This window comes from Cohnella sp. AR92, assembly GCF_003990975.1.
Taxonomy (GTDB): Bacteria; Bacillota; Bacilli; order Paenibacillales; family Paenibacillaceae; genus Cohnella.
This window is the reverse complement of the sequence record NZ_RZJR01000019.1, coordinates 45,855-60,726: the sequence shown is the minus strand read 5'-3', so window position 1 is coordinate 60,726 and position 14,872 is coordinate 45,855. Positions and strand designations below refer to the sequence as shown.

Here is a 14,872-nt window from a genome sequence, read left to right as displayed (position 1 = left end):
AATAATCTCCTCTAATTAGTACTTGTGACTAATTGCCTGTATTATTTTGTTGAAATCATCCAAGTTTTCAAGGTGAATCGTAAGTGTACCATTCTTAAAAATAAACGGGTCGACGTGTGTATAATCAGCAAGCCTATCGAGTTCTGTCTTTGAAACCTTGACTTCTACTATTGCTGCGATATCTTTGTATTTTTCGGCAAACTTAAGCGTATCATCAAAGTTTAACCCAAACTGCTTCCCATCAAATCCCATAGGGCTAACCATAAAGGAGCCACTCTTCATTATCTGATAAAACTCTTCTGCACCAACAGCCCTGTATATATTTATGAATTGATCAGACTCTTTTAGAATTTGTTTGGCTAATTGCTCTTCTGCTATCTTTAATGCCTGTTTTTCCGCTGCCTTCAACCCTATTTTTGCAACCTGACCTTCTCCTGGGATAAAGTTCAAAGCGAGCATCTTTGCTGCCATATCTTTTTCTTGTTGCGATGAGTTGGGGTCAAATAAAGTGTTAAGATCATCTCCAATTAAGAAATTGTATGTCGCGACTGCCGCTTTCTTTACAGCCTTACCGGCTTTTACAAAGCAATCACCAGCGTCTCCCCAGCTCTTAACTCCACACATACCTGACGGATCTGTATAAATCAACGGGTTATTCTGGACATACGTATAAAGGTTCAAGCTTAGAGGATTATTTACCTGCCCCTCATACGTATCCTCATTGATAAACCTCCCTACACTTGGATCATAATATCGGGCCCTTAAATAATATAGTCCGGTCTCATTATCATATACTTCCCCAGCATACTTGAATATATTTGATGCCGAAGGATCTTCTGTTTGTTGTAATATGTTGCCCCATTCATCATAGCTGTAACTATTGACAACATTTCCCGTCGAAGCATCGACCATCTGTACGACATCGCCATGACCATTATATAAGTAATAGTAATTCTTGGAGGTTGCAACATCCTTTTTAACCAATAAACGGTCTCCACGTACGTAATTTGCTGTCGTTTGATTACTTCCGTTTACCTCTGCTATAACTTCTCCGTTTTGATTGTAGCGATACTGACTGACAGTACTACCGGAGGTTTTCTTGTAGCGGAGATTGTCCGGAGCATACTCAAACGAAGTTACAGCAGCTCCCTTTGTTATAGACTTTAACTTGTTCAATAAATCATAATCGTAACGAGTAGTTTCAGGGGTTAAAGCAAATGCATTATTCGTAACGGCTTGACGATTACCCTTGAGGTCATAAGTATAGCTTACAGTTGCTCCGCCATTACGAGACGTTCCTGTCAGGCGATTCAGCTTGTCATAGGTATAGTTGCTCGTAGTGGTGAATTGCCCTCTCACTTCAATAATCGATGTAATGTTACCATTATTGTCATATCCATAGGTAAACGAGGACAGTACATCGACCCCATTCTTATTTTGGACAGTCGAAACCCGATTCAGTGCATCATAGGTATAATTAATTGTCAGTAGTTTCCCGTTCGGTAATGGTGGATAGGTTATACTTTGGAGCTGACCATTCGGATAATAAGTATACTTTACATTTGTGGAATCCAAGTTATTTACAGTGCTCTGACCGTCTACTTGGACTTTTTCCAAATTCTTCTTAGCATACTTATATAGAACATTGAACGTGCTCGCAGAATTAGTACCAGATGATATTTGAGTAATACGGTTATTTAAGTCGTACGCAAGTCCAAGGTACGATGTAAATCCACTTTCCTGAATTTGTTTTGAAGTTGTACGTTTAAGACTATCAATTCCCGTAGTTAATATTCCCGAATCAACTAATGTTCCTGTTACATTGCTTTGCAAGGTTTGAATTTTATCATTCAGAATTCCGTTATACCCAATAGTTGTCTCTGTTTGCAGTTTCTGAGTAACCCCGCCGACCATACCGGTAACCGTTTGGATTTTTGGCAAATTTCTCTCGTCATATTGATATCTATAAATCGTTCCATTGCGATCCGTAGTCTTCTCTAATAATCCCACGTTATTGAAAATGGAATAGGATTCCTTTTGATTATTCGGGTCGGTTTTGGAGGTTATTAAACCTACTTCATTATACGTTTTGGTGCTAATAACCTGTTGAGTTCCTGAATTGCCATTTTGAATGGTGGTTCTAACAATCTGATCATTTGCATTATATTCATACTTTGTTATTTGACCAAGCGCATCCTTTATGCTCGTAAGACGATTCTTGGCATCATAGCTGAATTTGCTGGTCACCCCCTCATCATTGACATTTCCTTTGGGGTCCGTTTGGGTTACTACATTTCCAGTCAAATCATAGGAATAAGTCTCAGTGACGGGTTGGCTGGTACTAGGCCATGTTTTATATGCCGTATTCGAAAGGAGACGTCCCCATTGATCATAACTTTTCTTCAATACACTGGACTTGTTAGCGGCCAGGTACGGGTTAGTCCTGTAAGTGGCTACGTTGCTAGCAGCAACGAAATAGGTGGTTGATTCGCGAGCAAGCAAATTCGTTTCCGTTACATATAGATTGTTGTCCGAATCTATCGACTCTTTCTGATTGCCCCATTCATCATACGAAACCGTGGTCGTATATCCCATCGGATCAATCATATAAACAGCCCGCTTCAGGTCATCCCAATGATACTGCGTTGTTTGTGTCTGTCCTCCACCTATCAATTGGTCGTATCTTAATAAGCCTAGTCCATCGTAATAGGAGACCTGTTTAGATATCTGGGTAGATCCTGAAGTGGTGACATAAGTTCTACTACTAGTCACCCTCAAAGAATAGATATTACGCGTCTCTGAATCGGCGGTCGACGGGGTATAGACATAGTCATACTGGTATTGGTCGTAAGAATCATACTGTGTATTCGCCAAATTAATAAACTTTGGATACTGAATTTTTGTCAGCCTTCTCAATGCATCGTATTCATACCGAGTCGTTCTGCCGGCTCCGTCTGTTTCCGTTTGAATTAATCCAGTACCATAGTAAGTATATGATTTCTTGGTCGTTTGAGACACGTTCTGGTTGCTATCGTTTAGTGTTGTAAAGTAGGTAATGATCTCTCCTGGGTAGGCAAACTGTGTGTCCGCTTTGTAAATGGTTTCCGTTGTTGCAACTTGACCGCCGCCTAACAATTTTGTTGCTTTTATTTTCCCCACTTTTCCATTAAGCGTAGCACTAGGATTAGTGCAAGTTGACGTCAACCCATCGGTAGACTCGTAGCAATAATTAACTACAGTTCCCACTGCATCTGTCGTACTCTTTAATCGACCGCTTGGATAGTATTGATAGGATTCTATAATCGGTGTCGTGCTTTCGATATCCTTATACCAAGATTTACTTAATGGGAAATAGAAGTTTGTGTCGTACGTATATGTCGTGGTATATTTAGCCTTTGTTGAAGCATTGTTGAATTGAGTATCCGTAAGCGGCTGAGTCTCACTAAGCACCCCTCCCCAATCCGCATATTCTCTTCCTACATAGAGGACATTCGTTGAACTTCCATCAGATTCCATTATTTGAGTTTTTGTGGGCTTTGATTTAAGTATGCTATCGAAGAGCAAGTTATTTACTACTTTCTTCTCCCCATTGCTCGCTAAGGTAACCGTTGAAACATGTTTTCCCTTTCCATCAAAATTGGTCGTGTTCTCTAATCCAAAGGTCGGCGTGCTGCTCTGAACGGTACTCGTTGATGAATAATAGTAGGTTGTTGGTAATGCAGCAGGATTCGTATATGCCGGATACCCAGTATAATCACCCTTATAGGTATAATTGATATGAGAATAGCCTCCCGCTGGCGAAGTTCCTCCACTCTTATCATCATAGCTGGATGTCACTCTGAAATCCTCGCAAACACCACCGGATCCTAAGTTTCTCGTTACTTTATCATACGTTGTATGAGTGCTTGCATTTCGATAATAGACGTCAGTTAAGAGGTTATAACTATTATATCCTGAGTTAGTAAACGACTTGCTTGTAAAAATAAACCTTCCCGTCTGGACGTCATATCCAAAATAAATATAGTCATCCTCATTGTCTATTTCCCAAAGATTAGGAACATAACCATCAGGAGTGCTATTGAATAATAAATCTTGCGCATATTTCAAATAGGTAACGCTGTTCGTTTGTACGTTATTAGCATCTTTGACAGTAACGTAGATGCTCTCATCATTGCCGCTGGATATATTGGACTCATAAGTAAAGGTAACCGTCCGATTTAAAGTATCCGTAATGGAAGAGATGACTTTATACGTCTTGCCGTCATACATTAGGCGATCAATATGCTGGAATTTGATTTCATTCCCGAAGCGGTCCACAATGCCCAATAGACGCCCGTCTTGAGCAAAATATTCTCTTTTTTTGTTCGCGTATTCCAAATAATATTTGGAGCGTTCCTGTCCATTGTTATATAGACCGGTTGTGCTAGAATCTGTCATCAACTTCATGTCTTTGCCTTGGTAACCGATCAGGTGCGTTGTCTTATCAGGTTCTGAAGTCGCACTGGTATCAAAGCGATAGATTTGCCCGTCTCCGTGATGATAGTATTTATATCCTCCATCCGCCAATTGAATGGATGGGAACGTAAAGGAGAACCCGACTCCCAAATCATATCTGGAAATGTAATAGTTATACTTTTTGACTTGTTTGCTGCTGGTCGAGCTTCTCATATAAGAAAAAGAATAATTCGAATCGTACAAGACGCCTATATCCAAGTCCAGGCCATCTCGACCCGGTAGATGAATTTGATTCTGAGTCCAGGTTAGTTTTCCTGAATTCGGATCAACAGTTTCATTCGCACCACCTAATGATGAATACTGAGGCTTCTCAGTTTGATTGATATTTTGCTGAGCGATTAATCCATCAAGTACGCTGCCGCTAACTTCGGCATGTCCGATATTCGGCTTCATAATCAAAGCGAATAGAAATGCAAAGCATAAGGAGAATAGAAAAGAATACAATGTTCTCATTTAGTTCTCCTCCAACGAGTCAGATTTCTTTAAGTGAAGGCCTTCGAGCCCTTTGGACTCATAATCGACCAGTGCTTTAGATACAGCCTGCTCTCCTTGTTGATCAGCCAGCTCTAGCATTTGCAGCTTCTCAGCCGAATTCATTTTCTTCTTGGCGAATAAGTTTTGGACTTTTGGGTGTTTTTTGGATAACAAGGCTAGTTGCGATTCTTTATCACGCTTCACTTTTGCTTCTATTTCTGTCCACGATAAACTGCCATCCTGCTTTTGCTTGATCAGCTCCTTCGGCTCGACAAGCCACTCATTGCCAATATAATCCGAATAATAGATATCCTCGACAGTCGCTCCGTTGACTAATAAATCTTCGAGTTCACTTTGCGTATAGTTGTATTGATCCGCTTGATGCAATCGCTTTGTTCGGTTTTGTTGCGCTTTGCTCTTTAGATCGTTAAGCTCCGCCTCCAAGGCCAAGTCGCCGGATGATTCCTGAATCTGAAGGGGGATATGATGATTGCTCTTCACCTTGCTTTCGATTTCTCTGCGAATACTATTTTCATCAGGTCCTTGATCGTTTTCTTCTGCAACTACATACCCAATAGCCATTGCGAGCACCACCAGTAATACTGCCGCCAATACCATAAATCGCTTGCTCCATTTATGTTTCCACATATCGAATGTTCTCCTTTCAGTTTAAATAAAATCATAAGAAATAACGGGATTCCATTTAGTTGAATCATTTGAATTATTGGCATTTTTATCGACTATGAAATAAATGGCATCTCCTGCTGCAACAGTAGTTTTCACGTTAACATTAATGCCAGAGTTATTGTTGTAGGCAATGTATTGCCATCCACTTGCTGGCCAGATCTGTGTACTATTCTTCATAATCTTTACGTTTACTCCGTCTCCGCCGGTGATATCGGATTTGGCCACATTCCCTGATATAGTTACGGTCCCTACTGTAGAGACTATCCACTTTCTTACGGAATTTTTCGTTCCTGGAAGTTGGGAGTCACTACTGATTTCCGTACTGCTCGAAGAATTTCTCCACAATCCGTTAAGACTATCCCAAGTCAAATTGGTGAAGGTTGTTCCATCCCATTCTTGGTAGTACCAGTTGTTCTTTCCTTGTGTCGTGCTGTAGCCGGATAAGCCCGACGTGTCATTGCTATAGTCGTAGTATTGGCTCTTAAGCATATTTCCATTTTTATCATAGGTAAATTTGTATTCTTTATTCAGAGCTGGTATTAATGAAATCAGCCTCCCTGCTGCGTCATAACGGTAATCTATTCCATTCAAATAAACTTTCGATGTCACTTGACCGACTAGAACCCTATAACCCGAATAATCGGATACGTAGACATGCGTAATATAATTTCCGCGTTCGTTGTTATGTTGATCCAGCGGTATCGTTGCCTTCCAGGTTCCGCTTCCCATATTCTTTCCCTTGACTGTCTTTATGTCATCTTGTCCATTAAATTCTGACCAGGTAATAAACTCGACATTAGCCACTCCTGCTCCGATGTCTGCCACTCCGTAAGCATATAGATCAAATGAACCGCTATTGGCCTGTACGGCTCCTGAAGCACTAAGACTGCTCACAGTTGGAAGACTTCCATCAAGTGTATTAGAAATACTAAAACTTTTGGTGGCAACAATAGTTGATATGCCGATTATTGATGTCTCACGTATAGTCAGAGTATGCGTTCCGTTTGTTAACAATGTTGTATTCAATGGATATTGAAATCCAGAATTATGATTATTGTAAGCAGGATAGGCATTAAAAACATCCTCTCTGCTTAAGCCGTACTGCGCTTCACCCTGAACAGTTCCATCTATAAGAACTTCAACTTTATTGACACCAGCGCCATCTAAGATCCACCCACTAAGCGTAAATAACTTACTAATCGATTGATTGCTTGTTGGAGTATCGATCCATGATAACGGCGCAGCTGTCTGAGCAATTTTCAATCTTGTATATAACGGAGCATTGTCGTAACCGGAAACTTTGAGATAGTATGAAGTATTGGCCGTAAGATATACAAGGACTTCAGAAAAGAGCATTCCGTTCGAGTCGTCGTTATAGCCATATGGGAGAAGTGTTTGGAATGAAGCATCGCTATAAACCGAAATAACCGTATCATTTTCCTGGTTAGTATCAAGACCACCGTAATAAGTCGTATTGATTCGATAGGTTCCTGTTGACGTAGGCGTAATCTTATACAACTTAACATCTGAAGTTGATATATCAGGTGTCGTGCTTATGCTCAAAGTTGATGTTGATAGCGCTGTTGCACTCAATCTTGCATGAACGCCTTTCGAATCTAACGATTGAACTTGCAGATAGATTGACGTTCCCGCAGTTACGGAAATAACGACTTGAGAAAATACAGAATTATTGAAATTATCGTTGTTATCAATCCAATTGATTAGGTCAATGTCAGAATATGCACCAAGCAAAGTATCGTTTAGGCCTGCACTCGTGCTACCACCATAGTAACTTGTCGTGAATTTGTATACGCCTGTCGAAGGGGCGGTAAACTTGTATATCGTAGACCCACTCGTTCTTGAATCCGCGTTCACTGGGGTAGAGGTTGTTAATGCCGGGGTATATAAATTAATAGCGAAGCGGGAATGTAATAGATCGCCTACCGGAGTTCTTATTTTCACATACACTGTAACACCTTGCGTTAATTGAATGTCCAGTTCGGAAAAGTAGCTTATTAATCCTTCATCATTCGCAGCAATCAGGTTAGTTAGCTGCGGATCCGAATAGAGTTCGATTAAGGTATCGTTATCGTCCCCTGTTCCCCCATAAGGGCCCGTGACAAACTTGAACGTATCCGTTGTCGTAGGCGTGAAGGAATACATCTTCAACAAGCCAGTTGAGGAATCTAAATTCACCGCAGAATTTAACGAAAGTGAATCTAGCGTTACAGCCGCGATTTGCAATCTCGCATGCACAACATCGAAATAGTTGTCAATTTGAATATAATAAGGCACTCCGGCTATTAAGTAGCTGGAAATCTCAGAAAAACTGTTGCCATTGTATGCGTCATCGTTATAGTCAATGAATTGGGTGAGATTATTGTCCGAGTACAAAGTTAAGTAGGTGTCATTCACCCCTGCACTGCTGCTACCTCCGTAATAAGACGTATAAAACCGATAAAAACCTGAAGTGGTCGGAACAAATTTATAAGCAGAAGCTGAACTTACATTTGTAGAACTTCCCACCGTGATTGTTGTAATAAAGTTTTTCACTGTTAACCGTGCATGAACAGCTCCTAGACCATATCCGCTTAATCTTAGATAAACTGTCACTCCTGCAGTTAACGTCGTGCCAATCTCAGAGAATAGGGTACTGTTAGCATCATCGTTTGAATCAATCAAGTTGGTTAAATTAGCATCCGAGAACAATTCTAAAACAGTGTCGTTCTCCGCTCCTGTCCCCCCATAAGGCCCGGTAAAAAATTTATATTTGTCAGTAGCGGACGGTGTAAATGCATATATCTGTGTTACTCCTTCTGCCAAATTAACATCCACTGCTGAATTCAGAGTTAAGGTAGTTGCTTGAATGGACATCAGAGGCTCATCCACTACAGGCACCGGTTCTTGCTCCACGATCACCGGCTCTTGCTCCACAGGCACCGGCTCTTGCTCCACAGGCACCGGTTCTTGCTCCACAGGCACCGGTTCTTGCTCCACAGGCACCGGCTCTTGCTCCACAGGCACCGGTTCTTGCTCCACAGGCACCGGCTCTTGCTCCACAGGCACCGGCTCTTGCTCCACAGGCACCGGCTCTTGCTCCACAGGCACCGGCTCTTGCTCCACAGGCACTTGGGTTACCGGCTCCGTTACTTCAATGGAAAAATCATCGAAGTCTACTGGTCCATCCGGATATGATAAACGGATCTGATAGTGACCGGGACTTGTCGTATCAAGAGTACTCCACGTATAGGTCATAAATAAATCATCAGGATAGTATGTGTCTAAAGATACAATCGACTGAGTGTCTAAGTTGCTAACCTGGATATCTACCTTCGAAGGGACTTGTACCCAAGCGATTGACACCTTAGCTTCTTGACCTGCTTGAACGACCTGACCATCTCCTGTTTTGTAATTCGTATTAGTAATCGAACCCTCGGGTAGAACAGCATTTAATGCAATTGTTATCGCTTGTTGATAAGCCTCTTCGAGTTTCTTAAATTCTTCGGATCGGTTCTCGAATGCCGCTATTTGACTCTGAAGTTGCACACTTCGTTCTTCTTTTGACAAAGAGGAATTAACCATTGTAACCTGATGCAGATTTACGTTCTGCCTGTATAACTCATAGTATTGAGTTTTTATTTTCTTAGCGAGTGCTTGATCGTCCGATTGATAGGCCTTACGATAAAGCGCATCCAATTGGTTGCTTAATTCGAGCAAACGAGCATCTTGTTCATTAACATCAAAAGATGCATTGGGATCATTAGGGGAGGACATTACATCAAGCTCAACAGGTCCATTTATCAGTTGCAGCGCTTTAGCAACGTTAATAAGCCCATGTCCATATTCATGAGCCGCGCCAAGTGGTGTCGCCGTTTCGTAAAGCTGTTGAATGATATGCTCTGCCGTCCATTCCTTATTGGCAGACCAAAGCAAGGCTGCGGCTCCTGTAGCAAACGGAACTGCCATTGAAGTTCCAGAGAGAGAACTATAACCTCCATTAAAGTTTGTACTTCGAATGCTCATTCCAGGCGCCATAAGATCTAATTCACTACCAGTACTTGAGAAGTTCGCTTTCTGTAATGACTGATCTACCGCCCCGACCGACACAACCCCCGGATATAATGCCGGATATATTTCCGACTCTTCTCCTGCCCCCTTGTTGCCGGCTGCAGCAATGACAATTACACCATGATTCATAGCACTCGTAATCGCCTCATGCAACGCCTGACTATCAACTTCACCACCAATGCTCATCGAGAGGATATCCATGTCATGCTCGACCGCCCAGTCAATTCCTTGAATAACTTGGCTATAACTGCCGGTACCCATGCTGTCCAGAACCTTCACCGCATATAACTCTACCTTCGGTGCAACCCCTACGATGCCAATATTATTCTCTTGGGCCCCTATTATCCCTGCCACATGCGTGCCATGACCGTTATCGTCGTAGTAACTTTCCGTATCGGGTACGAATGTTACCCCGCCTCTCACGTTTAGATCCTCATGCCGTGATATTCCCGTGTCGAGAACAGCAACCTTTATCCCGATCCCATTCAAATGCTGACTATCTGCCAAGTCCGCCCCGATTGCATGAACGCCCCAAGGCATAGTCTCCGCTGAAGGCTGGTGTTCCTCTAATTCACTATCATTAGTAAGGGTGACAGAATCAATTGATGCAACACTAACTTTAGCGTCTGGTTCCACGAACCGAACACTGGAATCTTTTTTCAAGTTACTTACTTCATCAGGATCCAAGCTCAGCATTAAAGTGTTTGAGCCTCTACCTTTTCTAACTTTCCTATGATCGAAACCCTTCTTGGAAATAAAAGAATCCGTTGCTACGTCCTTTTTCAAACCAACAATGTACTTCGAGGACTGCTTACTATCACTTTTGCTTGCTGCATGCACCGTTGGAGCAATCGGTGAAGCAGGAACCACTGACAGTAGTAACGCTCCTATAAGACACAAAACTCCCGCCTTCGAAGCTATCTCCTTAAAATAACAAAAAACTCTCATAATTATACTCCTTCCATAATTTATAATTCGATAAATCTATAATATAGTAATAAAACCTCGTTTTCATTGAGATATTTTGTTATTTTTTAGTATTTTTTATTAGTTTATGTAATAATATAAATAGTTTGAGATAAAGATTAGGTAAAGACTATTTATCTAGTAACACAGAATCTAGAAATCAACTATAGAGGAGATCGTTCGTCCACAGCCTCATAATTCGTGTTTTTTAGAATTCTGATAGCCTTTGTTTAAAAATATGTATGCTTCATGATTGTAACGAGAAGAGTCTTACTAAGCATAACGGTTGGAATAGTAATCCCCCTCCTTGATATTACGTCGATGTTTGCTGCCGGTCCTGTTCATCCCCCTGATTTCCGACCCAAACGAACGTATGGATCTTGAGCGTTTCCTATCAATATTTGAGCAGATGTATTTATTGGGCACAATAAGTCCGTTTCTTAGTCGTCAAAGGGAGGGAGCGACTTGCGCTCCCTCCCTTTTTCTTCCCTATTAATGTTACTCGTAGAGTACGGCCTTGATCTTCTCGTCGTCGATGTTGTTCTTGTCGTACCAATAGAAGCCGGTATCGATATTCTTCTCGACGGTCTCGCCCTTGATTGCCGCAACCGCCGCCTTCACCGTCTCGTAGCCGATGCCGATCGGGTTCTGCGTGATGGCTCCGGCCAACTTGCCGCTGCGGATCGCGTCCATCTGCGCCTTGCCGGAGTCGAAGCCGATGACGACCACCTTGCCGTCCATCTTCGCTTCGGAGACGCCGTTCAGGACGCCGATCGCCGCGCCTTCGTTCGTTCCGAAGATGCCCTTGATGTTCGGATGGGCTTGCATGATCGCTTTCGTAAGGTCGGTCGCCTTCAGATGGTCGCCGCTGTATTGAATGTCGACGATCTTGATGTCGGGATACTTCGATTCGATCTGCTCCTTGAAGCCATCTCGACGATCGACGCCCGTGCGGCTCGTCTGGTCGTGGGCGACGATCGCGATCTCGCCCTTGCCGCCGATCAACTCGGCCATCTTGTCGGCTGCGAGCGCGGCTGCCGCCTTGTTGTCCGTCGAAGCCGTCGTCACCGGAATGTCGCTGTCGACGCCGGAGTCGAACGCGATGACCGGGATGTTCGAGCTCTTCGCCTTATCCAGATAAGGCTGGGCCGCCTTGCTGTCCAGCGCGGCGAAACCGATCGCGTCGGGCTTCTTATCCAAGGCGACCTGCAGCATCTCGAGCTGCTTGTCGACCTGTTCTTCCGTCTCCGGACCTTCGAACGTAATCTCGACGTTCAGCTCCGCGGCCGCTTTCTCGGCGCCGGTCTTGACGGCCTGCCAGAACTGGTGCTGGAATCCCTTCGAGATGATCGGGATGTACAGCTTCTCGGAGGAAGAAGCTGCGGGCTTGCTGGATTCCGGCGCGGCCGACTTGCCGGCGTTGCCGTTGTTGTTCGAACCGCAAGCCGATAGGGCTAAGACTCCGGCCAGCAGCAGCGAGGCGGTGGACCATGCTCTCATGCTTTTCTTCATAGGAACGCTCCCCTTCAAAATGTGTTTGACAGCCTTTATATATAATCTTCGAACCGAAGACCATATCGGAATCAAGCGGCTCTCTTGCGTCTGATTATGTCGGCGTAAACCGCCAGGAAGATAACGAAGCCGACGACGACCGTTTGCCACTCCTGAGGCACCGACAGAATGCGAAGCCCGTTCGTAAGCACGCTCATGATGAGCGCGCCGATCACCGTGCCGACGATGGTGCCCTTGCCCCCGCTAAGCGAGGTGCCGCCGATGACGACCGCCGCGATCGCTTCCAGCTCGTAGCCCTGGCCGAGCGCCGGCTGAGCGGAATTGAGGCGGGAGGCGATCAGGATGCCGGCGATGCCGGTGAACACGCCCGCGATCGTGTAGATCGCGATCTTCCAGAAGCCGACGTTGACGCCGGACAGACGAGCCGCCTCTTCATTGCTGCCGATGGCGAAGTCGTACCGGCCGATCAAGGTCCGGGTCAGCATCAAGCTGCCGACGATGGCGGCGCCGAAGAAGATCAGAACGGCGTTCGGAATCGAGAACCCGGGGAAGATCTTGTCGAGCAGGGAGCCGAGCGAGATGTCGGTGAATCCCTTCGCGTCCGAGAAGTAGATCGGCTTCGTTCCCGAGATGACGAGCGCGAGCCCTTTGGCGATCATCATCATCGCCAGCGTGGCGATGAACGGCGGAATGTTCAGCTTCGCAACCGCGTAACCGGACACTAAGCCGCAGAGCGCGCCCGTCAGGATGCCGACCAGGAGTCCGATCCAGATCGGCGTCCCCCAGAAGGTGATGCTGACCCCCGTCATGACCGCGCTCAGCGTCATGACCGTGCCGACCGAGAGGTCGATCCCTCCCGTGATAATGACGAAGGTGGCGCCAAGCGCCAGGACGCCCGTCACCGCCGTCGACAGGAGAATGCCGACGATATTCGAGAACTGGAAGAAGTTCTCGGAGGCGAACGAGAAGAAGATGACCAAGACGATCAGACTGCCGAATGCCAGGAATTGCTGCAGTAATCCGCTTTTGAACCGAATCGGCCGTTGGCCTGCCGGCGCTTGCTGCCCAAGCGCGAGCGACGTTCTTTTCATGGAATATCCCCCTCTGTTTAGGCGTGAAGCTCCTCTTCTCTCCGGGTTGCGAATTGCATGATCGTTTCTTGCGAGAGCTTGCCGTCGTTCACGAGATCGGCCGTCAACCGGCCCTCGCACATGACGAGCACCCGATGGCTAAGGCGAAGAATCTCCGGAAGCTCCGAGCTGATCATGATGATGGACTTGCCTTGCTGGGCTAGGCTGTCCAGCAGCTTATATATCTCGCTCTTCGCGCCGATGTCGATCCCTCTCGTCGGCTCGTCGAAGATGAGAATGTCGCAGTCCTTCGTCAGCCACTTGCCGATGATGACCTTCTGCTGGTTGCCGCCGGACAGATTCCTCATCGTTTGTTGAACGCTCGGCGTTTTGACCTTCAGGCTCTCGACGACGCTCTCCGCGGATTGGCGAATCCGTGCTTTGGACATCCAGCTCAGCTTGGAGAACCTTCGGAACGAAGAGATGGCCACGTTGGATTGGACGTCCAGCTCGACCAGGCATCCGAACCTCTTGCGGTCCTCGGACAGGTATCCGATTCCTTCGTTCACCGCTTGGTGCGGGTTCGACATCTTCACCTTCTTGCCGCGGACGAAGATCTCGCCGGAATCGGCCCGATCCGCTCCGAAGATCGCTCTCGCCACTTCCGTGCGTCCCGCTCCGATCAGGCCGGAGAGGCCTAGGATTTCGCCTTTGCGAAGCTGGAAGCTTACTTTCTTGAACGCATGGCCTCGACTGAGCTCCTTCACCTCGAGCACGACTTCCCCGCTCTGCGACAGGCTCTCCGGCGATGCCGAGTGATAAAGCTCGCGGCCGACCATCATCGCGATGATCCGATCGACCGTCGTCTCCTTCGTCGGCACCGTATCGATATAGCAGCCGTCGCGCATCACGGTGATTCGGTCGCTGATCCGCTGCAGCTCCGCCATGCGATGCGAGATATAGACGATCCCGACTCCGCGCAGCCTCAGCTTGTCGATCATGGCGAACAGCTCCTCGATCTCGGAGTCGCTGAGCGCGGCGGTCGGCTCGTCCATGATGAGCGCCTGCGACTCGTAGGAGATCGCTTTGACGATCTCGACCATCTGCTGCTTGGCGACCGTTAAGTTGCCGACGAGAGCGGTTGGCTCGATGTCGAGGTTCATCTGCTTAAGCAGCTGTTCCGCCTGCCGGTTCAGCTTCTTATCGTCCAGCAGGATGCCGGCCAGCTTCCTAGGCTCCCGGCCGATAAAGATGTTCTGCGCAACCGTTAAGTCCGGAGCGAGATTCAGCTCCTGGTGAATCATGCTGATGCCAAGCTTCTGGGCCGCCTTCGTATCGGGAATAGGGACAAGCTCTCCCTTGAATTCGATCTCGCCCGCATCCATCTGGTATACGCCGGTCAGGATCTTCATCAGCGTGGACTTGCCGGCTCCATTCTCTCCGACAAGCGCGTGAACCTCGCCCGCGCGAAGTTCAAACCGGCAATCGTTCAGCGCATGCACGCCGGCAAAATGCTTCTCGATTCCTCTCATGTTCACGAGCGGTGCGCTCATGCAAGCTCCTCCTTCTCACCTGGCCGT

Annotated in this window: 6 protein-coding genes; all 6 read right to left on the bottom strand. The window is 46.0% G+C overall.

Annotation, left to right across the window (positions count from 1 at the left end; genetic code table 11):
- Window positions 1-15: 15 nt before the first annotated feature.
- The 6 genes from ELR57_RS24790 to ELR57_RS24765 all read right to left on the bottom strand — a co-directional run bounded on the left by ELR57_RS24790 (window position 16) and on the right by ELR57_RS24765 (window position 14,845).
- Window positions 16-4,968, bottom strand: coding sequence for an RHS repeat domain-containing protein (locus tag ELR57_RS24790; RefSeq protein WP_126962080.1), 4,953 nt, complete (start codon window positions 4,966-4,968; stop codon window positions 16-18).
- Window positions 4,969-5,637, bottom strand: a complete 669-nt coding sequence (locus tag ELR57_RS24785) for a hypothetical protein (protein ID WP_126962078.1) — start codon at window positions 5,635-5,637, stop codon at window positions 4,969-4,971. It lies immediately after the preceding gene.
- A 21-nt stretch (window positions 5,638-5,658) separates the two neighbouring features.
- Complete coding sequence (locus ELR57_RS24780) at window positions 5,659-10,614, bottom strand: S8 family serine peptidase (RefSeq protein WP_158630159.1); 4,956 nt, start codon at window positions 10,612-10,614, stop codon at window positions 5,659-5,661.
- 594 nt (window positions 10,615-11,208) lie between these two features.
- Complete coding sequence (locus ELR57_RS24775; protein WP_192896616.1) at window positions 11,209-12,222, bottom strand: ABC transporter substrate-binding protein; 1,014 nt, start codon at window positions 12,220-12,222, stop codon at window positions 11,209-11,211.
- A 71-nt stretch (window positions 12,223-12,293) separates the two neighbouring features.
- On the bottom strand, window positions 12,294-13,313 hold the full coding sequence (locus ELR57_RS24770; protein ID WP_126962075.1) for an ABC transporter permease: 1,020 nt from the start codon (window positions 13,311-13,313) through the stop codon (window positions 12,294-12,296).
- 17 nt (window positions 13,314-13,330) lie between these two features.
- On the bottom strand, window positions 13,331-14,845 hold the full coding sequence (locus ELR57_RS24765) for a sugar ABC transporter ATP-binding protein (RefSeq protein WP_126962073.1): 1,515 nt from the start codon (window positions 14,843-14,845) through the stop codon (window positions 13,331-13,333).
- Window positions 14,846-14,872 lie beyond the last annotated feature (27 nt).

Coding starts and splice junctions, on each gene's coding strand:
- ELR57_RS24765 (WP_126962073.1), bottom strand. CDS start 14,845: ATGAGCGCACCGCTCGTGAACATGAGAGGAATCGAGAAGCATTTTGCC.
- ELR57_RS24785 (WP_126962078.1), bottom strand. CDS start 5,637: ATGTGGAAACATAAATGGAGCAAGCGATTTATGGTATTGGCGGCAGTA.
- ELR57_RS24790 (WP_126962080.1), bottom strand. CDS start 4,968: ATGAGAACATTGTATTCTTTTCTATTCTCCTTATGCTTTGCATTTCTA.
- ELR57_RS24770 (WP_126962075.1), bottom strand. CDS start 13,313: ATGAAAAGAACGTCGCTCGCGCTTGGGCAGCAAGCGCCGGCAGGCCAA.
- ELR57_RS24775 (WP_192896616.1), bottom strand. CDS start 12,222: ATGAAGAAAAGCATGAGAGCATGGTCCACCGCCTCGCTGCTGCTGGCC.